Source organism: Persicobacter sp. CCB-QB2 (genome assembly GCF_001274635.1).
Taxonomy (GTDB): Bacteria; Bacteroidota; Bacteroidia; order Cytophagales; family Cyclobacteriaceae; genus Persicobacter; species Persicobacter diffluens.
In genome coordinates this window covers 390,134-410,413 of sequence record NZ_LBGV01000001.1, presented here as the reverse complement: position 1 = coordinate 410,413, position 20,280 = coordinate 390,134, and the positions used below count along the sequence as shown (strand labels likewise).

Annotated in this window: 16 protein-coding genes; 10 read left to right on the top strand and 6 right to left on the bottom strand. The window is 41.1% G+C overall.

Features of this window, described 5'->3' with window-relative positions:
* Positions 1 to 44: 44 nt before the first annotated feature.
* Entirely contained in the window at positions 45 to 1,133 is a 1,089-nt protein-coding gene (gene gcvT / locus NG22_RS01970) for a glycine cleavage system aminomethyltransferase GcvT (protein ID WP_053404157.1), read from the bottom strand.
* 343 nt (positions 1,134 to 1,476) lie between these two features.
* Here gcvT and NG22_RS01965 point away from each other — a divergent pair, with 343 nt between their 5' ends.
* Positions 1,477 to 3,189 (top strand): sodium:alanine symporter family protein, encoded by a 1,713-nt coding sequence (locus NG22_RS01965; RefSeq protein WP_253275641.1) that lies wholly within the window; start codon positions 1,477 to 1,479, stop codon positions 3,187 to 3,189.
* 160 nt (positions 3,190 to 3,349) lie between these two features.
* On the opposite strand, the gene NG22_RS01960 is transcribed toward NG22_RS01965, so the two are convergent.
* Entirely contained in the window at positions 3,350 to 4,360 is a 1,011-nt protein-coding gene (locus NG22_RS01960; protein ID WP_053404156.1) for a transposase, read from the bottom strand.
* A gap of 448 nt (positions 4,361 to 4,808) precedes the next feature.
* Here NG22_RS01960 and NG22_RS01950 point away from each other — a divergent pair, with 448 nt between their 5' ends.
* The 8 genes from NG22_RS01950 (at position 4,809) to NG22_RS01915 (ending at position 15,745) form a co-directional block, all read left to right on the top strand.
* A complete protein-coding gene (locus NG22_RS01950) occupies positions 4,809 to 5,930 on the top strand; it encodes a tetratricopeptide repeat protein (RefSeq protein ID WP_053404154.1) in 1,122 nt (373 codons plus the stop codon).
* Positions 5,931 to 6,022: 92 nt separating this feature from the next.
* Entirely contained in the window at positions 6,023 to 7,858 is a 1,836-nt protein-coding gene (locus tag NG22_RS01945; RefSeq protein WP_053406863.1) for an ABC transporter ATP-binding protein, read from the top strand.
* A gap of 195 nt (positions 7,859 to 8,053) precedes the next feature.
* Positions 8,054 to 8,332, top strand: a complete 279-nt coding sequence (locus NG22_RS01940) for a hypothetical protein (protein ID WP_157600815.1) — start codon at positions 8,054 to 8,056, stop codon at positions 8,330 to 8,332.
* Positions 8,333 to 8,349: 17 nt separating this feature from the next.
* A complete protein-coding gene (locus NG22_RS01935; protein ID WP_053404152.1) occupies positions 8,350 to 9,888 on the top strand; it encodes a YifB family Mg chelatase-like AAA ATPase in 1,539 nt (512 codons plus the stop codon).
* A gap of 148 nt (positions 9,889 to 10,036) precedes the next feature.
* Entirely contained in the window at positions 10,037 to 12,325 is a 2,289-nt protein-coding gene (locus NG22_RS01930) for a carboxypeptidase-like regulatory domain-containing protein (RefSeq protein ID WP_172674306.1), read from the top strand.
* Between the two features lies 1 nt (position 12,326).
* Complete coding sequence (locus NG22_RS01925) at positions 12,327 to 13,166, top strand: DUF4249 family protein (protein WP_053404150.1); 840 nt, start codon at positions 12,327 to 12,329, stop codon at positions 13,164 to 13,166.
* Positions 13,167 to 13,482: 316 nt separating this feature from the next.
* Positions 13,483 to 15,264, top strand: a complete 1,782-nt coding sequence (locus NG22_RS01920; protein ID WP_053404149.1) for an OmpA family protein — start codon at positions 13,483 to 13,485, stop codon at positions 15,262 to 15,264.
* Between the two features lie 70 nt (positions 15,265 to 15,334).
* Positions 15,335 to 15,745, top strand: a complete 411-nt coding sequence (locus NG22_RS01915) for a hypothetical protein (RefSeq protein ID WP_053404148.1) — start codon at positions 15,335 to 15,337, stop codon at positions 15,743 to 15,745.
* Between the two features lie 45 nt (positions 15,746 to 15,790).
* Here NG22_RS01915 and NG22_RS01910 read toward each other — a convergent pair whose 3' ends face one another.
* From NG22_RS01910 to lysS, 4 genes are all read right to left on the bottom strand, one after another.
* Positions 15,791 to 16,057, bottom strand: coding sequence for an RNA-binding protein (locus tag NG22_RS01910; protein ID WP_053404147.1), 267 nt, complete (start codon positions 16,055 to 16,057; stop codon positions 15,791 to 15,793).
* A gap of 256 nt (positions 16,058 to 16,313) precedes the next feature.
* Positions 16,314 to 16,679: a cytochrome c gene (locus tag NG22_RS01905; RefSeq protein WP_053404146.1), complete on the bottom strand. Its 366-nt coding sequence runs from the start codon at positions 16,677 to 16,679 to the stop codon at positions 16,314 to 16,316.
* Positions 16,676 to 16,954: a SelT/SelW/SelH family protein gene (locus tag NG22_RS01900; RefSeq protein ID WP_053404145.1), complete on the bottom strand. Its 279-nt coding sequence runs from the start codon at positions 16,952 to 16,954 to the stop codon at positions 16,676 to 16,678. Before NG22_RS01900 ends, NG22_RS01905 begins: the two co-directional genes overlap by 4 nt.
* Before the next feature lie 495 nt (positions 16,955 to 17,449).
* A complete protein-coding gene (gene lysS, locus NG22_RS01895) occupies positions 17,450 to 19,195 on the bottom strand; it encodes a lysine--tRNA ligase (RefSeq protein WP_053404144.1) in 1,746 nt (581 codons plus the stop codon).
* Between the two features lie 222 nt (positions 19,196 to 19,417).
* Between lysS and NG22_RS01890 the strand changes: the two genes are divergently transcribed.
* Positions 19,418 to 19,873: a DinB family protein gene (locus NG22_RS01890; RefSeq protein WP_053404143.1), complete on the top strand. Its 456-nt coding sequence runs from the start codon at positions 19,418 to 19,420 to the stop codon at positions 19,871 to 19,873.
* The last annotated feature ends 407 nt before the right edge of the window (positions 19,874 to 20,280 follow it).

Below are 20,280 nucleotides of genomic sequence, written 5' to 3'. Positions count from 1 at the left end.
TCAAAAAAAAGCAGTTTGAAAATCCTCAAACTGCTTTTTTTATTTTAGTCCTTGTATAAAGGCAGCTTTTCCACCACCGCTTTTAGTCTTCTTTTTCTCACCCCAATGAAAATTTCAGAACCCGCTTTTGAAAATGCTTTCTCCACATATCCCAGCCCGATTCCCTTTTCCAGCATAGGTGAAATAGATCCGGAAGTCACACGACCAATTTCATTGTCCTCCGCATCGAAAATAGGATAATCATGACGTGGAATTCCTTTTTCTTCCATAATAAAGCCCACCAATCGCTTGGTAACACCCGCTTCTTTCTGAGCTTTCAGGGCCTCGGCATTGGTAAAGTCTTTGGTGAATTTAGTGATCCAACCCAAACCAGCTTCCAGAGGAGAGGTGGTATCGTCGATGTCATTTCCATACAAACAGAATCCTTTCTCCAGACGCAGGGTATCCCGCGCACCCAAACCAATGGGCTTAATGTCAAATTCTGCTCCGGCTTCAAATAAAGCCTCCCAAACTTCCTCCGCATCTTCATTCATGACATAAAGCTCGAATCCACCGGCACCGGTATAGCCCGTAGCAGAAATCAGCACATCATCCACATCTCCAATGCGCCCCATAGTGAAGGTATAATACCCCATTTCTGAAAGCTTTACATCCGTCAGTTTTTGGCATACCTCCTCTGCCTTCGGCCCCTGAACGGCAAACAAAGACATGCTGTCTGAAATATTCTCCATCTCTACGCCTTCGGTATTGAAAGAAGAAATCCAGTTCCAGTCTTTTTCAATATTGGAAGCATTCACTACCAAAAGGTATTCTTGCTCCGAAATGCGGTAAACCAGCAAATCATCTACAATTCCACCATCCTTATTCGGTAAGCAGGAATACTGCGCCTTGCCATCAAATAGCTTTGAAGCATCATTGGAGGTCACGCGCTGAATCAAATCCAAAGCTTTTGGACCTCTCAACATGAATTCGCCCATATGGGATACATCAAAGACCCCGACGCCTTCCCTTACGGTTTTATGCTCTTCAATATCTGAGGTATACCGAACAGGCATATTATAGCCTGCAAAAGGAACCATCTTTGCACCTAATTCTTCATGCAAATCGTTAAGCGCTACTTTTTTTAACTCCATATTAAAAAATTTGGGTTTTGTTCTACGGTTTTAAGCTGATTAACAGCTGAACAAATGTAATTATTATTCGCCGAAAAAAAAGGAAAATTAAAGGTCTCAGCGCTATATGCGCCCGTATTCCAAACTCTTTTCGCTGTGCTAAAAGGGATAGAAAGTATCCCAAAATATCATCTCTAATCCCTTTGAAAATTCACGAAATAAAATTTCTCAAATCAAGAAAAATGGCATCAAAAATTAAGTTTAAGGCAATTTTTCATAATATTGTCTTTTCTTTTAATCTTCCCCCTCACCAAAATCTTAACCAAGGGGTGCTATAAACCCAATTTTCATTGACTAATACCAAATGATTCAATCACTTAACAACTTTCTAGCCACCATCGACAGCTATATTGGCGGGTCGATGTGGTTTGTCTTCGCCCTTTTAGGAACGGGTTTGTTCTTCACCATCTATCTCGGTTTTCCCCAAATCAAGTATTTCGGACATGCACTGAAAATTCTTTCAGGCAAATACGATAAGGACACCGATGAGGGAGATACCTCTCATTTTCAGGCATTATCCACTGCTTTAAGTGGCACCGTTGGAACCGGAAATATAGCCGGCGTAGCACTAGCGGTACACCTGGGAGGTCCTGCCGCCATCTTTTGGATGGTCGTCACCGCCTTTTTCGGCATGACCACCAAATTTGTGGAAGTTACCCTTTCCCACAAATACCGGGAAAAAACAGCGGATGGCACCATGGCCGGCGGACCGATGTATTTTATGAAAAACCGCCTGAAAATGCCTAAACTGGCAGCCGCATTTGCCATTTTCACGGTAATTTCTTCTTTCGGGACGGGTTCATTGCCGCAGATTAACTCCATTTCCAACGCCATGTTCTCCACTTTCAGCATTCCCCACTGGATCACCGGAGCGGTATTGGCCGTGCTTTTGGCAGGCGTCATCATCGGAGGAATTAAGAGAATCGCGGCGGTCACCTCAAGATTAGTGCCTGCTATGGCGTTTATTTACCTTGTTGGAGCCTTATTGGTCATCATTTATAACTATGAAAATATTTTACCTTCCCTATCAGCGGTATTTCAGGATGTTTTCACCGGATCCGCCGCATCGGGAGGATTTTTAGGCGCTGCGATTTCCTTTGCTTTTACCAAAGGAGTCGGTCGGGGCTTATTTTCCAATGAAGCCGGTCAGGGATCAGCACCTATTGCACACGCCTCTGCGAAAGCACACGAACCGGTATCAGAGGGAATGGTAGCGATTTTGGAACCCTTTATTGATACCATCGTCATTTGTTCTTTAACCGGCTTAGTATTACTTTCCTCGGGTGTTTGGAAAGAAAAGCATGAAAACGTTTTCCAAAACTCTGATATGGTCGTACTCAGGGACCATTTCAATGAAAACAATCAGGCCGATAAAACCGCGGTGGCCAAATACTTCAGCGGGGGCAAAAGCCTGCCCACCTTTAGTGGTGAGATGCAGGTGGTTGACGGGCAAATACAAAATAATGTAACGGTCTTTCATAACCGGTCCTGGGCGGAGGACATCCAAATATTCACCAAAACCGAAAAGGGCACCATGCCCTATAATGGAAGCCTGCGCTTTACCAAGGGCAAATGGGACAGTCAAGCAAGTATCATTTTTAAGGGAAAATCACTGCTGCACTCCTCTCCTCTGACGGCCATAGCTTTCACGAAAAGCTTTTTGGGGGAGAAAGGAAAGTATATCGTCACCATTGGGCTACTACTTTTCGCCTTTTCCACGGCCATTTCCTGGTCCTACTACGGAGACCGGGCCATGACCTTCCTTTTCGGCAGCAGATCAGTCATCTGGTTCCGGGTGGTGTATGTCGTCTCTTTTTTCATTGCCTCTTTCACCGACACCACCATTATCTGGACATTCTCGGGCATCGCCATTGCACTGATGACCTTGCCGAACCTCTTCGGCATACTGACGCTTCATAAAGAAATGAAGACTACCATTCAGGAATATTGGAATGACTTCGATAATGAATTTCCCGGGCAACACCCATCGGATAAACCAGAGGAACTAATCAAATAAATGATCTTAGGTGAGCCCACAGGGTTCACCTTTTTTTTATGCCAAAAAAACTTGCACTTAAAATTAGAATCCAGGTAATGCTAAAGTCCAGGAGCAAAAATTCAAGCGGAATTATTCCCCACTAAATGCAGCTAGATACCATAAGGAGTTTTATTTTTCACTACCGTACACAAAAATACTTAAAAGGATCTTTGCAAAACTCATTCAGTAATTCATTATACATTTCCTTTCCTGAAAACCACCTAAGGGCTCGTAATCCTATTTGGAACAATGAATACTGATCAGTCCGATTCTTTCTCAAAAAAAGAGCTAAACATGATTGGTATTCAGTATGGTAGGTTTCAAATAGAATGCAAATCAAAAAGGCTAAACAGACGAAAATGAGCATATTGGTCAATCGGTCTGCCTTTGCAATTCTGGTTTTGTGAATATGAAATCCGCGAGATTTGATATCACCAAATATGGTTTCGATACTAAACCTTCGCTTATAATAAGTCGTAATATCCAAAGCGCAATCCATATTACTAACCAAATATATTGGACTTTTATGTTTCGGAGAATGCCAAATTAAAGCTTGAATTGGTCCGTAACGGTTTTCTGTAAATTCTACGTCAGGTAATAGGAATGTTGTTAAATTCTTATCCGGAGTCAAGTCTTTTAATTTAAACGATTCTCCCTGTGCATTGTAGAACTTGTTTGATTTTGCAGTTCTCAAAACGTATTGCCAACCATTTGAAGCGCAAAGTAGCTGAATTTCAGCATGGTCAAATTCACCATCTCCCAGAAAAATAATTTTTTGATCGATCCCTCTAATAATTTCTGAAAGAGAGTTGATAACATCTAAGTGTAAGTTAAGCGGAAGATGACCTTTTTTACATTCTTTAACCACCCAGCAAATTGGGATTCCTCTTTTTTTATAGTAAAGACTGATCATTAAAACGGTACAACCATTGCCTACTTCAGACCCATCAATAACAAATACAAGAGGAATATGAGATAATGCATTGATTAGATGAATAATGTAGGGAAGAAAAAATGTTTTATGGTCAACATATTTACAATCAAGAAAGCGTTTAACTTTTTTAACGCGACTCTCCTTATCTATCGGTAAAGTAACATTTCTTCCGATTTTCTCCAGTGATGATTCCCCATGCCGGATAATAGTATACACTATCAATGAGAGGGTTATAATTCTTTTAGAGTGAGCAGCACCTTTATTTTCAGCAGAAATAAATATGGATTCAAATTTTTTTTAGATCTTTAAAGTTCATATCAAAGGAGGATGGGTTTGAGTGGGTTTGGATACACGAAAATGCGTTCTCCTTTTGATTTATCAAGATATTTAGTGAAAAAAATTGTGTACGGCAGCAAATTTTATTTCAGCTTGTTAATTTTGGATTTACTGATTCTTATGCAATCCCAACTTGGCAGGTTGCTTTCTCCGCCTTTCTCTGCTTTCTTGGATTCAGCTAAACGAGGATTTAAGCATAAATAATCTGGCTTAAGTATGAAAAACCCGACTTAACGTAAAAATCAAAGTCGAATCACGCAAAAACTCGGTTTTATTATTATTTATTGTATTTTTACAACATTATTTTTAATCATACTATTCCCATACAATGATCAAAAAACTGCTGAGCACGCTATGTTGTCTTTGGATATTTGCCCCCTGTTCTATTGCGCAAATTGATGCCCGCCAATACTTCACATTGGCGAAAGGCAAATACGACATCCAGGATTACACTGCTGCTTTGGAGTACATCAATCAGGCCATTGAAGGAGACAGCAGCTTTTTAAATGCCTTCCTTTTGCGAGCGCAAATTCATGATGCCAAGGCGAAATACTCCGCGGGAATAAAAGATTATACCTATATCATTGATCAGATTGGTCCTAATACGCCTCAATCTTTTAGCTATTTATATCAGCGGGCCATTTTACACCGGAAAAGGAAAGATCTCGTTTCTGCCGAAAAAGATATCAATCAGGTGATTCGATTAAATCCCAATTATGCCGATGGTTTTGCCGAAAAAGGTTACATCAACTTTCTGCAACGAAAGCCCAAGACCGAGGCGATTGCCTCCCTGAACAAAGCCATCAATATCAATCCCAACAATTCTGACTTCTATAAACGCCGGGCCTATTTATACGCCACCACCATTGATTTAAGACTGGGCGAACCGGATTTGGGGGCTGCCATTATCGACATTAACAAAGCCATTGCCCTTTCCCCAAGGGACAATGAACTATATAATATCCGGAGAAATTATTATCTGAAATCCAATCAGGATGATCTGGCCCTGAATGACCTTACCCGATCCATTAGCTGGGGAGAATACGATGAAAAGCAGCTTTTTGAAAGGGGAATGCTTTTCATGAAAAAAGGAAATTACGATCTGGCCGTTAAGGATTTTAATGCTGCTATTAAGTATAAAGATGAAACCGGACAAACCTGGCGATATCTGGGGTTGGCTTTTCATAATAAAGAAAATTACTTCAAAGCCATTGAGCTGTTTACCACGGCCCTGGATCGTTTTGAAAAAGAAATGAAAAAATTGGATCCCAAAGATGACCGGGATCGGCTATTCCGGGTAAAAAACCTATACGGTCTTACCTATATCGAAAGAGGCATGGCACATATAGAACTCAATCACTTACAGGAGGCTTGCTACGATTTTCGCCAGGCATTGGATTTCAGTCCGGAAAAGGCCAACAACTATCTCAACCAATACTGTGAGCCCTAATTCACCTAATTGCAGTTGGATTGTTTTTAAAACTGCGGAGAATTGCCCTAATTTGTGCACTGTTTTAATAAATGCCTTTAGGCAATCTTTTAATGAAAAAATACCTTAGAATTTTAAAATTCGCCAAACCTGTTGGCGTTAAGGTCCCCATATATATCACCCTGACTTTATTGACCACCATATTTAGCCTGGTTAATTTTACGCTTTTAATCCCGGTATTAAACTTACTATTTGATGCGGAAGGTGCCAAAGCAAATGCAGTAACGGTCTTACCGGAATTTGCGCTTTCCAAAGACTATTTCATTGGCTTATTCAATTACTATTTTACGCAGTACATCAACGACTACGGTCCTGCGGGAGCATTACAATATGTTTGTGGAGTATTATTGGTTTCGAATTTCTTATCAAACTTATTCCGCTACCTTTCTCAATTAATTTTGATATCGGTACGCTCCAGGGTGATTTATAACCTGCGCAAAATCACTTTTGATAAAATTAATAAGCTTCACTTAGGCTTTTTCAACAAACACCCCAAAGGTGACATTATCGCCAGAATTACTTCTGATGTTTCGGAGGTAGAAAACTCTGTGGTTCAGACCTGGACAGTAGTATTGAAAGAGCCATTGATCATCATCATGTACTTTGTCTTGCTGTTCAATATGTCTGCTAAGCTTACGCTGGTGGCCCTTTTGGTTTTGCCACTTTCCGGCGGAGTGATTGCCGGCTTAGCCAAAAGATTAAAAGGGGTCTCCAAAAAGCACGCCCAGTCTTTTGCAAGCATTATGAGCCGACTGGACGAGTCATTAGGTGGTATTCGGATTATTAAAGCATTCAGTGCGGAGGGTTTTGTCATTGGTCGATTCGAAGAAGAAATCAACCGATTCCGCAAACTGACCAACTCCTATGCCCGAAAAAACCAGGCAGCAAGTCCGCTATCTGAATTCCTGGGAATTTTTGTAATCATCGGCCTATTATTCTTTGGGTCTTCTATGATCCTGACAGAAAACCCGGAGCTTTCAGGGAGTATTTTCATTTCCTTCATGATCATTTTCTCTCAGGTACTTTCTCCGGCCAAGGCCATGTCTAATTCCTTTTCTAATATTCATAAGGGTTTAGTTGCTGCAGAGCGTGTATTTGAATTGATCGACTTAAAACCAGAAATCCAAAATGCCCCTAACGCTCAACCGTTAAAAGGTTTTGAAAAATCCATCAAATTTCAAAACGTAGGATTCACCTATGATGATAATGAAGAACAAACCATCAAGGATGTTTCCTTTGAAATTCCGAAAGGAAGCACGGTGGCTTTAGTCGGGCCTTCCGGTGGCGGAAAATCTACCCTGGCAGACTTACTTCCCCGATTCTTTGATATTCAGGAAGGAAAAATCACCATTGATGATCAGGACATCAAAGAAACAACCATTGAGAGCCTCAGAGCGGATATGGGAATTGTATCTCAGGAGTCTGTGCTTTTTAACGATACGATTCACAATAATATCGCCTTTGGCATGCCCAATAGCAGCCGAGAAGCCGTTACGGAGGCAGCCAAAATCGCTAATGCACATGATTTCATCACTAATCAGGAAGAGGGTTACGATACCATCATTGGTGAAAGAGGTTCAAAACTTTCTGGCGGACAACGCCAGCGCATCAGTATCGCCAGAGCTATTTTGAAAAACCCGGACATTTTAATTTTGGATGAAGCCACCTCTGCCCTGGATACCGAATCCGAAAAGCTGGTTCAGGACGCACTTAACAAGCTGATGCAGAACAGAACTGCCTTTGTCATTGCGCACCGCCTGAGTACCATTCAGCATGCTGACCAGATTTTAGTAATTCAGGATGGGCGATTAGTGGAACAGGGAAAACATGATGATTTGGTGGCCATGAATGGGCTTTACAAAAAATTACAAGCCCTGCAGAGCACATAAAATATGTGCTCTTTCCCAAAAAAATGATGGAATATCCATTACATTTTTATATTTTTCCATACAGGTAAGGAAATGGCCGTATTTAAAGAATCAAATATTACATTTCTAAGTTTACTTCCTAAAAGATTTATCATCTTTGTTTGAATGAAAGGTCTCTCAACATCACTACACGTATTATTTTTCTTCATCATGTGCATGATGTTATTTTTCGGGCTGAATGCCGAAAATTACGCTTTGCACATACTGGAATACTTTGACTGGATTGGTATTGTCATGGTGATTATATTCGCCATTTACCTTTTTTCAGTGGGAAATGTCATATGGAATTTCCGTAAGAAAAATAGCCGCATTAAGCTTCAGGAAAAGGAAATCACGAGACTCAAGGCAAAGATGTTCGATCTTGATGAGGAAGTGAAAGAACAAAAGCGTAATAAGACTGATGAAAGTTCTTCACTACCTCCCAGTAGTAGTTAGAACCTAATCATTAGCCTATGCTTGCCAAGACCTTTGGAAGCGCTGTTTATGGCGTAGACGCACAATTAATTACCATCGAAACCAGCATTGGAGACGGTACTAAATTTTTTATCGTTGGCTTGCCCGATTCTGCGGTCAAAGAAAGTCAACAAAGGGTAGAGGCGGCCATCAAATACAATGACTACTACATGCCCCGAAATGGAATGGTAGTCAATATGGCACCTGCTGACCTCAAAAAAGAAGGCGCTGCTTATGATCTGCCGATTGCCCTGACAACCTTAGAGGCCTCCGGCCAAATCCAAACCGACATTCTCCAGCAATACCTCATCATGGGAGAGCTCGCCCTCGATGGCAGCATCCGCCCCATAAAAGGTGCTTTGCCTATGGCCATTGCTGCCCGAAATGAAGGATTGAAAGGGTTCATTCTTCCAAAAAGTAATGCCAATGAAGCCGGAATAGTGAATCAACTGGAAGTCATCGGAGTGGATCACCTCAAAGACGCCATCAACCATTTATGTGGACACAAAACCATCCCACCCACCCGAATTGAAACCAGGGAGATTTTTGTAAATGAAAGTACCCTTTTTCAGGATGACTTCTCTCAGGTACAAGGACAGGAAAATGTCAAACGCGGACTGGAAATTGCCGCTGCCGGAGGACATAACCTGATCATGATTGGCCCTCCCGGGGCTGGAAAAACCATGCTCGCCAAAAGATTGCCCAGCATTCTCCCCCCTTTAAATTTACGCGAGGCCTTAGAAACCACCAAAATCCATTCCGTTGCCGGAAGATTAAAATCCGACGCCAGACTCATCGCCACCCGACCTTTCCGCGCGCCACACCATTCTATTTCCGACACCGCACTGGTGGGAGGCGGAACCATTCCACAAGCAGGAGAAATCTCGCTTGCCCACAATGGCATCCTGTTTTTGGATGAATTACCCGAATTCAAACGAACGGCTTTAGAGGTGATGCGACAACCACTGGAAGAGCGAAAGGTAAATATTTCCCGCGCCAAACTGAGCGTTAACTTCCCTTCTAATTTCATGCTTATTGCCAGCATGAATCCCTGTCCGTGCGGATATTTCAATCACCCTGAAAAAGAATGCGTTTGTAACCCCAACCTTCGACATCGTTATTTAAATAAAATTTCCGGTCCTCTATTAGATCGAATAGACCTACATGTAGAGGTGACTCCCGTAAATTTCGAACAACTAACCTCCGAGCAGCTTGAGGAAAAAAGTGACCGCATCAGAGAAAGAGTGATGCTTGCCAGAGAAATTCAACACCAAAGATTTGAAGACTTCCCGGAAATTCACAACAATGCCATGATGACCTCCACCCTGGTAAGAAAATATTGCAAAATTGACCATGACGGTAAACAGCTTATTAAATCAGCGATGGAAAAACTGGGACTTTCCGGCAGAGCATTTGACAGAATTCTAAAAGTCAGCAGAACCGTTGCTGACCTTGCCCATTCCGAAAACATTAAGGTGGAGCATTTATCCGAGGCCATCCAATACCGGAGTTTGGATCGCTCCATGTGGACCGATTAGGCCTATTTTTCGTGACTTGTGAATAAATAGTTGAGGATCTAATTGATTAATCCCAAAAACAGCCCTTACATCACTATTCTAATTTTTAATGTAAACTAGACGTAAGAAATTTAAGTATAATTCATAAATGCCCATTAATCGACCATTTATGAATCCAATGTTACGTCTCTTTTTTTGCCTTTTTTGCTTTAGTCTGTCACTTTCTGGCTATGCCCAAAAAATCCTTCAATATGAGGGTCAGCTCATAGATGCTGAAAACAATACCCCTATTCCATTTGCGCTCATCGCGGATCAGCATGGGAAATACGGGGGAATTAGTGATGAAAATGGGAATTTCTCATTTAAAGCGCCTGCTGGTATTGTTTTCACCTTCTCCTCCGTAGGATACAAAACCACAAGCAGTCCACTTCAGGCATCCCAAACCATCTCCCTCATCCCAGCAGCCAAACAGTTGGAAAATGTAATGATTCTCGCGAATGAATCGCCTGAAAAAATTCTGGAAAGAGCCGATAAAACGATTCAATTGGAGGAACTCAAAAGCCTTCCTCAATTCCTGGGAGAAACCGATATTATCAAAAATATTCAGATGCAAGCCGGGGTATCCACGGTCAGCGAAGGTACCTCCAGCTTTTTCGTCAGGGGAGGAAGCGCTGACCAAAACCTCATCCTTTTGGATGGTGTCCCGATTTACGAAGTTTCCCATTTATTTGGAATAGTATCCGTATTCAACCAGGACATGCTTTCTTCTTCAGACCTCTATACCGGAGGCATCCCGGCCAGGTATGGAAGTCGACTATCCTCTGTTTTAGATGCAAAGACAAAAAAACCGGATCTTCATCAATTAAATATTAGCGGAGGAGTTGGTTTATTGTCCTCAAGAATAAATGTCGAAAGCCCGATCATCAAAGAAAAACTCAGCGTTAGCATCAGTGGCAGGAGATCATACATCGATTATTTTCAAAAACAACTTGCTCCTGAAGAAGCTAAAAGAAACTTTATATACTTTGGGGATCTTTATGGACAAATCTATTTCAGACCCTCTGAAAAAGATCAGATTCATATTTCAGTCTATTATGGACGGGATCAATTCACTTCCATTGATAATTTTTCCTTTTCCTGGGGAAACAAACTGGCTCAAATAAACTGGGATCACTATTTCCACAAAAATTTCTACATAAAAACCGGGGCAAATTTTTCTGAATTTGGCTTCCAGATGAACAATCCGGCTGATCCCCAACTGGCCTTTTTATGGGAAAATCAGGTTCAAAACACACAGCTATTTTCAGAAATGAATTGGAAATATTCCAAAAGCGATCTCCAAATCGGGCTTCAGGCAAATTACAGTCACTACCGTCCGGGAGAGATTAGCCCGCTATCCACCTTTAGCCAATTTTTAGAGTTTAACCTCCCCCAATATCATAATACGGAATATTCCATTTATATACAGGAAAACTATAGTTGGGACAAACTGCAAATGAGCTTTGGTCTACGCTCCTCCGTCTTTCAGCATATTGGCCCCTGGGAAATCCGACAAAATGGACAGAAAATATCAAAAATTAAGGATTTAGCACCTGTGTCCTCTTTTTATCATATTTCTCCCAGGCTGAATATTCATTATCAGCCGAAAAAAAACACCGATCTCTTTTTCACCTTTCAGAATATGTACCAACCGGTACATCAAATTACCAATGGCACTATTCCTTTGCCATTTAACACCTGGATACCAAGCTTTAAAAACCTGAATCCACAAACCTCTATTCAGTACACTCTAGGAATAGAAGAACAGTTAAATGCTTCTTTTAGTACCCGAGTGGAACTGTTCTACAAAGAACTCACCAATGTTTCTGAGTTTTCCGATAATGCACAAACCATCGGGAATCCGGATTTAATCTATGACGTCAGACAAGGTCGGGGAATGGGTAGAGGGGTGGAGTTCACCATTGACAAAACTAAGGGGAAACTAAAAGGGCAGTTTAACTACACTTACTCCCGCAGTATTCGAAAAATTGATGGCGTGAATCAAGGAAAACAATACGACACTTCTTTTGACCGCCCCCATATCTTCAATCTTTGGATGACCTATAAAATCAATGAACAATGGAAAGTAGGGAGCACCTTTCAATATGCTAGTGGACGACCAACCACCCTTCCCTCCTCCAAATATCAATTCAGGGGTTATGCACTCAATTACTTCCCACAACGAAATAATTACCGAATGCCGGATTTTCATCGATTAGACCTTTCGGCTACCTGGACTCCCAAATCCAACCAGGATCGCCGATTCAAAAGCTCGTTGACCATGGGCGTTTATAATGTTTACAATAGAAAAAACTTGTTTACCATTATGGCATCCAACGATCCCAGTGGAAAAGCTGTTTTCAAACAAGTCTACCTATTCCCGGTAATGCCAACTTTAAGCTATAATTTTGAATTTTAGTATGAAAAATATTTATAGAAACTTAAGCCTTATTTTCCTTTGTACAGTAATTTTAGCCTGTGAAGAAGTCATTCAAATAGAGCTTCCGGCACATGAAAATATTTTGGTAATCGAAGGCCTGGTGGCTGATTTGGAAGGATATTCTTATGTTTCTCTTAATCAAACTTTTGGGTTTTATGATTCTTTATCTCCTCATGATATAATTACCAATGCCGAGATCATCGTTACCGAACACTACGGGGAGAAAACACTAAAAATCCCTTTCCTTTGGAATGAAAACAAACAAAAATACCTTCCACCAAATTGGGAAATTTTTAAGGGTAAAGTTGGAGCTACTTATCATTTATCTGTCAACTGGATGGGGCAAAAATTTAGTGCGGAGGACTATTTAGTGGAGAATAAATCAGAAATTAGCCTGAACTATAAGCTGAACTCCGGAAGAATGGAAAGCTTAAAGAATAATCCGAAGGAAGAAAAGGATAGGCGTGTTTTCGATTTAATGGTGAACTTTAAAGAACCCACTGAAGAAAAAAATTACTACCAAATTCGCTTTCTGGTCAATGGCATAGAATCCAACGGAAACCAATCCACTGTATATTTATTCGATGACGAACTTTTCGCCTCTTCCTTTAGTAACTTCAAAGCTCCTGTCACCTTTAAGCCGGGTGATAATGCTTCAATGGAGGTATTAGCCTACACGGAAGAAGCTTATAATTATTTCAAAGAAGTACAAGGGGGCATCAACAACGCCGGAGGCCTTTTTTCGGCCATCCCTCAAACCCTCAGACCAATATCATCTCAGAGCAGCCTGTTTTGGGTCGATTTATTGTCACCGGAATGAAAGCGGAAAACATTTATATTGAGGTAGATTCGGTTACCCGTAAAATATATAATGAGGCCATCAACCATCAACCCTAAGGAAGGAACACCTCTGGGTAATGCCCTTTAGCTAAACAGTCCAAATGGCCTCCTAGAGAAAATATCCTATAATTTGATATAAAACAACAAGAACTAGCATGTAACATTTGTGTGCTTTGTTAATTTTTTTGATATTTTTGTATAGTAAGGTTATAACCAAAATCTTTAAAAGTTAACCTGATCTTTCATAAACTTTAAGTCACCTATATTGTCATTTTTTAATGACCAAACATTGACCTATGCTACGCTACATTTTTATTGCTTTATTTTTTTGGTTCAGCATTCCCCATTTCTTGTGTGCACAAAAAGCTGATCCTAATAAATTTGATTTTAACAGAATTGGCAAAAATGTCAATTCCTCCTATCACGAAAGTTCCCCCCTTGTTTCCCCGGATGGTTCTACCTTATATTTTACCAGAACCAATCACCCGGATAATAAAAAGGGGACGGATGGCGGACAAGATATTTGGTTCTCCGAAAAACAGCCTAATGGCAAATGGGGGCCGGCCCAACACATGAAATCCCCACTCAATAACAGAAGGTTTAATGAGGTGATGTGGATTTCTCCTGATGGTAATTACCTATTGGTTCGCGGTGCCAGTAAGAAAAAAGAAGATGGCCTAGCCATTACTACCCGTAAGGGGGACAGCTGGTCCACTCCAACGCCATTAGATGTTAAGGACTTTCTGAAAATGCGAAAAGGGAGATTTTCAGGCGCCACCATGAACAGTGACATGAGCGTGCTCATTCTTTATTTTAGTGAAAAAGACAATGATAAATTTAGCGATCTTTATGTAAGTTTTAGAGTAAGTGGGACAGCATATTCTACTCCAATGCGCTTGGAAAGTTTAAATACACGGCGAGATGAGTTTGCCCCATACTTATCTCAGGATGATCGCACCTTGTATTTTGCCTCCAACCGACCTGGTGGCCACGGAGGAATGGATATTTACTGGGCAGAAAGAATGGATGACACCTGGCTGAGATGGAGCAAGCCCATGAACATCGGTAAGCCGATCAATACCGACGGATTTGACGCCTATTTCTCACTCGATAATGAAGGCAATGCTTTTTCTACCCGTACTTATCCGGGCACGGTGGGCAACTCCCTGGATATCCTGGGCTTAATCCCAAAACCTCCGGTTCTGACCTTATCCGGAACCATTTTGGACAAATCCACGCAAATGCCGGCACAGGTAAGCCTGGAATTAATCAATGTTCATGCAAAAGTAGATACCTTTTTCTACAATAATGAAGGTGGATATTACGAAATAAATCTACCACAGGAATATGAGTATGATTTCAAAATTGCTTTAGGCAGTAAGACACTGATCAGCCAACAACTGAAAACGCCTAAGATTAAGCAAGATTCTACCATGGTTCTGGACTTCGAAATTGATGCGCCAAAAAAATTGGCAAGCCTCAGCGGACTGGTACTCAACAAAAACACCAACCTGCCGGTGGAATGCGAGATAAAAATCAATGGCTCGGAGAATTTCACCACTAACAATGACGCTTTTGATGGCGCCTACGGAGTTGAACTCGCCAAAGAAGGAAGTTATGAAATAACCATTAACACCGAAGGATTTTTAGCGGTTTCCTTGCCTGTAGAGATTGAAGCAGAACATTTTGACAATGGCTATATCCTGGACATTTATCTGAGTCCACTAGAAGTGGGGACTACGGTAAGACTGGATAATGTATTTTTTGATTTTGACAAGGCTAGCCTGAAAACAACTTCCTATGGTGCATTAGATAAAGTGGTGGAGTTTTTAGAGGGAACACCCAGCATGCAGATTGAAATTTCCGGACATACCGACAATGTTGGGAATGATCAATATAACCGCAAGCTTTCTAAAGACCGGGCCAGAGCGGTAAAAACATATTTGGTCAGTCAGGGTATCGCCGAGTGGAGAATCACTTCTCAGGGATATGGAGCGGATAAACCGGAAGTCTCCAATGACTCGGATGAGAATAGAGCTATTAACCGAAGAGTAGAATTCACCATTCTTGATATGTAATATTTATAGCCAAAATAGCTTTTTTGCCCTTTAAAAAAGATTGATTACTTTTGGGAAAACAAATAATGTCATGACAAGAACCTTATCGATTTTCACCCTCCTCCTTCTTTTATGTTCCTGCAATAGTGAGGAAAAAAAACAGAAAGAAGAGCTTCAAAGCATCTATAATGAAGTGATCGATATTCATGACGAAGCTATGCCCCGGATGGGTCCAATTGTGCGATACCAATCAGAAATTCAAAAATTGTTGAAAGATTCCACCTCCAGCGAAGAGCAACATGCACAACTCAGACAGGTTAATGTTGCTTTATTAAAGTCTGAAAAGGCAATGATGGAATGGATGCATCACCTCAACACCCAATATGATACGCTGGACTATCAGGAGGCAAGACAGTATTTATTAGAAGAAAAAAATAATATTTCAGCCATTAACAAAATGATGGCAGAAGCCCAGGAAGAGGCAAAAAATATGGTTCCATAACAAAAAAGGCCGCTATTAATCAGCGGCCTTTTTTGTTTATGTTTTTTAGTGAGAGCGGGGAGCCATTTCCTCTTTTGGCTTCGCTTTTTTCACTACAATTGTACTTCCTTCAAAGTAAAGTTCATTCGTTTCTACAATTGCCATATAGGCTTCAGGATCATTCGGCATTTCTACAAAACCAAATCGCTTTGACTGACCTGTTTCACGGTCAAAAATAACCCGCGCAAAAGCTACCTCACCATACTGCTCAAATAATTCACGAAGGGAATCGCTAGTGGTATCCGCCCCTAGCTTAGCAACAAAAATGTTCATTTTGAAAATAATTAAAAGATTAAAATAGGAGCAATTATCCTTTGAGGAATACGGAAGGAATGAGAATTCAGCATATCCAGATTCTATAAAGAAAAATTTCTCTATGTCAATCAGTCCAACAATGACTAACAGACTAGAAATTAATTATTTAAGAACACATACCAAAGCCTCAAGGGAAATAATTACAAAAAATATAAATTTAGGTACAATTGTTATTTAACACAGTCTTTTAGAGCGTGCTCCACATCCTCTAAACTCACGCGATCTGAAGCCCCCCCCAGGTAATCCGGACAAAGGTGGCAATCTCGGCAATGTCCAAATTTTTAAGCTCAGGAATCCCGGGCATGGGCTGGTCATAAGTCTGCCCATTTACCACAATCTCCCCTTCCATTCCATTCTTTATCGTGCAAATGACGGTTTCCTTATCTGATAAGTGTTGAGAATCTTTCAAAGGAGGATATAATTTCCCCAGCCCACTTCCATCTTGCTGGTGACAGTTCGCGCAATAGGTTTGATACAACTGCTGCCCCCGTACCATATACTGCTTGGTTTTGGTGGTTTCTTCATCACAGGCCGTCAGTGCACAAAAAATAGCAATTGTGGAAAAAAAGTAGCGTTTCATATTCCTCTGTCATTATGCCCCAAATCTTTTTCAGGCGCTATGATATCTCTGATTAAGCGTTTCAATTCCTTGGGCTGAGGAAATCTGCGTGAAGTTTTAAAGGAAAACACCTGTTCGGCATCTATCCAAACCTCATAAATACCACCTGTTCCCGGCTGCAGCTTTACCCCCGCGATTTCGGTTTCGAAAGTCTGTAAAAGTTCCTGCGCCATCCAGCCGGCCCGAAGGAGCCACTTGCATTGTGTGCAATAAATAATTGTTATTTCCGGTTTCAAAAAATTGGATTTTAGTTTTCAAAATAAAAATACTAATCAATCCAGGAATAAAAAGCTTTAAGGCGGATTATTCATACTGAAATCCTCCTTTAGCCGCAAGACGGGAATAATGAAGGAGTTTTTACTAATTCGAGTTTTTTTCCAAGGAAGCCGATGATGGAGTTAAAAGCAAACTCACCCAAATATGGCAATTAAAAAATCAGCCCCCCCATAACCATATGACAACAATCCAACTTAGAAGGAGTCGCTAAATATAGCGGTGAATCATTCGGATTAAAATCATGTTTCAAAGCTCTCCATCCGGCTGCAAATTCGAATTATTGGCCGAGATTTTAGATAATTTCTCAACAATAGCGATGCTATTCTCTCAAAATAATCGACATCGCTTCTGCATTACTTCCAGTTTTCGCTAGTCATTTTGGCTTTTAAACACGCTAAAAGCGAAAAAAAAGGACACCACGAATGCAATGTCCTTTCTTGTTATATTTTTTTTGATTAAGCCTGAACCGTTTCCAACCAGGCTTCCACCTCTTCTTTGGTTGGGTTCTTCACCTCTTTCAATTTCATTTTCTTACGCATTCCGCAAACGTCCTGATGCAATTTATTGGCCTGCAATTCTGCAAAATCAGACTTCTGTACCAAGCCTAATTTCTGAAGAATCTGAATTAAATCTTCCGCAACACCCATTTCCAGGTAATCCGCCTCCGACATATAAACCACACGCTTCTCCGGCTTCATTTGTGGAAAGAATAATACTTCCTGAATGGAAATGTTATCGGTCAACAACATCACCAAACGATCAATACCAATACCCAGACCAGAGGTTGGTGGCATACCGTATTCCAATGCTCTAAGGAAGTCATGATCGATAAACATCGCCTCATCATCTCCTTTATCCATCAAGCCCATTTGCTCTTCGAAACGTGCACGCTGATCAACCGGATCGTTCAACTCAGAGTAAGCATTCGCTACCTCCTTACCGTTAATCATCAGCTCGAAACGCTCGGTTAATTCCGGATTATGACGGTGACGCTTACACAACGGCGACATCTCTACCGGGTAATCCGTGATGAAAGTAGGCTGAATGTAATGTGGCTCACATTTCTCTCCGAATATCTCGTCAATCAATTTCGCCTTACCCATGGTTTCATCTGTTTCGATGCCCAGATCTTTACAAACCTGCACCAAAGCAGCTTCATCCATACCGGTAATATCCACTCCGGTGTGCTCCTTAATCGCATCGATCATGGTCACACGACGGAAATTACCACCGAAATCAATTTCAGTACCATCAACAGAAACTTTGGTTTCACCATTGTTCACATTCTTTACAATGTACTGCAAACAACGCTCAGTGAAATCCATCATCCAGTTGTAATCCTTATAGGAAACATAAATTTCCATGGCCGTAAATTCCGGATTATGCGTACGGTCCATTCCTTCGTTACGGAAGTTTTTGGAAAATTCGTAAACACCATCAAAACCACCTACGATCAAACGCTTCAGGTACAACTCATTCGCAATACGCAAGTACAATGGAATATCCAAAGCATTGTGGTGCGTAATAAATGGACGTGCTGCCGCTCCACCCGGAATAGATTGCAAAATTGGGGTATCTACCTCCAAATATCCCGCATCATTGAAAAACTGACGCATGGAGTTTACAATCTTAGTACGTTTAATGAAAGTGTCTTTAACCTTATCGTTTACAATCAAGTCAACATAACGCTGACGGTAACGCAACTCAGGATCAGTAAAAGCATCGTGCTGTACCACATTTCCTGCCTCATCTTTGGTCTCTTTCACGATTGGAAGCGGACGTAAAGATTTAGTCAAAAGCTTGAATTCAGTTACGTAAACAGAAAGCTCTCCTACTTGCGTCTTAAAAACATAACCCTTAATCCCAATGATATCCCCGATGTCCAACATCTTCTTGAACACCTGATTGTACATCGTCTTGTCCTCACCCGGGCAGATGTCATCACGGCGGAAATATACCTGGATTCTTCCAGTGCTGTCTTTAATTTCTGCGAAGGAGGCATTACCCATGATTCTACGGGACATGATACGGCCGGCAACCGTAATTTCCTTAAAATCATCAGGGCGCTTTTCGAAGTTTTGTTTAATATCATCAGCAGTGGTACTGACTACAAATTCTTCGGCAGGATATGGGTTCACTCCCATCTGCATGAGCGCCTCACGCTCTTCACGTCTTCTGATTTCTTGTTCGCTTAAGTGCATAAAATTTTCACGTATAAGTTAAAGGTACTACCTGACTATCCTAGCAGGCTCAGACCCTTAGACACATTTCGGCTGCAAAAATAAATAAACTATACCGAAGTACAAAGCCACGCCTAGCTATTGCAAAAAGAAGTGTATTACCAAAGGAATATTCCAATTTTTCAAACATCAGTGGATAATCCCCTGTGAATTGCGTATTTTCTAGAAAAAATACCGAAACTCATGGAACACAAAAACTTATACGAAGCAGTCGTTTTTGAAGAAATAAGGGAACGAATCCATCAGGTAAAAGCGGACACCATTCCGCTTTGGGGCAAAATGAATGCCGCTCAAATGCTGGCACACACTGCAGAGGTACAGGAAGTCACCAATGGAAAACCTTTAAACAACACCCCTTTCCTGGTAAAACTTTTCAGCGGATTCATCAAAAAAATGGTCATCAACGATACGCCCTACCCTCACAACACGAAAACGCATCCCCAATACGTTCAGAAAGGAGAAAAAAATTTCGAAAAGGAAAAAGAACGTCTATTAATGGCAATTTCTGAGTTTTATAACACCCCCGAACAAATAGCTAAAGAAAAAAAACATCCGATTTTCGGTGCGATGAGTCTGGAAGAAAAAGGCTGGGGGATGTACAAACATCTGGATCATCACCTGAGACAATTCGGAGTTTAGCAGAACAGTTAATAGGTTAATTTATTTGCGTATACGCCAAATAACGGGGCTTTCAAAAGCAATATACCACTATGGATCATCATCCTACAAATTTGCCTCCCCGGCTGTTTAGGGAAATGGTATTCTTTTTCACGCAATAACCAAAATGATGTAGCTCCAGACCAAAAGCCAGGATGATGATTTTATCCCCCGCATCTTACAGGTGTTTCTTCTATTTTTTTATTGCCCCGAATTGATCGCCTCCACTTTCCACTCCGGCATCAGCCTGCGTGAAAATTTCAAAATAGCAAAAATCCGCCATTTTCTCCGGCTGGCAGCTATACGAGGATTTTAGCATGAATAGATCGGGTTAATTCGAATGAAACTGTCAATAACAAATCCTCCTCAGGGTGAATAAGGATCCCTTA

What these genes read in the sequence shown, in the direction of transcription:
- NG22_RS01945 (WP_053406863.1), top strand. Translation starts at nt 6,023, where the DNA reads ATGAAAAAATACCTTAGAATTTTAAAATTCGCCAAACCTGTTGGCGTT.
- NG22_RS01940 (WP_157600815.1), top strand. Translation starts at nt 8,054, where the DNA reads ATGATGTTATTTTTCGGGCTGAATGCCGAAAATTACGCTTTGCACATA.
- NG22_RS01915 (WP_053404148.1), top strand. Translation starts at nt 15,335, where the DNA reads ATGACAAGAACCTTATCGATTTTCACCCTCCTCCTTCTTTTATGTTCC.
- NG22_RS01935 (WP_053404152.1), top strand. Translation starts at nt 8,350, where the DNA reads ATGCTTGCCAAGACCTTTGGAAGCGCTGTTTATGGCGTAGACGCACAA.
- NG22_RS01920 (WP_053404149.1), top strand. Translation starts at nt 13,483, where the DNA reads ATGCTACGCTACATTTTTATTGCTTTATTTTTTTGGTTCAGCATTCCC.
- NG22_RS01910 (WP_053404147.1), bottom strand. Translation starts at nt 16,057, where the DNA reads ATGAACATTTTTGTTGCTAAGCTAGGGGCGGATACCACTAGCGATTCC.
- lysS (WP_053404144.1), bottom strand. Translation starts at nt 19,195, where the DNA reads ATGCACTTAAGCGAACAAGAAATCAGAAGACGTGAAGAGCGTGAGGCG.
- NG22_RS01890 (WP_053404143.1), top strand. Translation starts at nt 19,418, where the DNA reads ATGGAACACAAAAACTTATACGAAGCAGTCGTTTTTGAAGAAATAAGG.
- NG22_RS01930 (WP_172674306.1), top strand. Translation starts at nt 10,037, where the DNA reads ATGAATCCAATGTTACGTCTCTTTTTTTGCCTTTTTTGCTTTAGTCTG.
- NG22_RS01905 (WP_053404146.1), bottom strand. Translation starts at nt 16,679, where the DNA reads ATGAAACGCTACTTTTTTTCCACAATTGCTATTTTTTGTGCACTGACG.
- gcvT (WP_053404157.1), bottom strand. Translation starts at nt 1,133, where the DNA reads ATGGAGTTAAAAAAAGTAGCGCTTAACGATTTGCATGAAGAATTAGGT.
- NG22_RS01950 (WP_053404154.1), top strand. Translation starts at nt 4,809, where the DNA reads ATGATCAAAAAACTGCTGAGCACGCTATGTTGTCTTTGGATATTTGCC.
- NG22_RS01925 (WP_053404150.1), top strand. Translation starts at nt 12,327, where the DNA reads ATGAAAAATATTTATAGAAACTTAAGCCTTATTTTCCTTTGTACAGTA.
- NG22_RS01965 (WP_253275641.1), top strand. Translation starts at nt 1,477, where the DNA reads ATGATTCAATCACTTAACAACTTTCTAGCCACCATCGACAGCTATATT.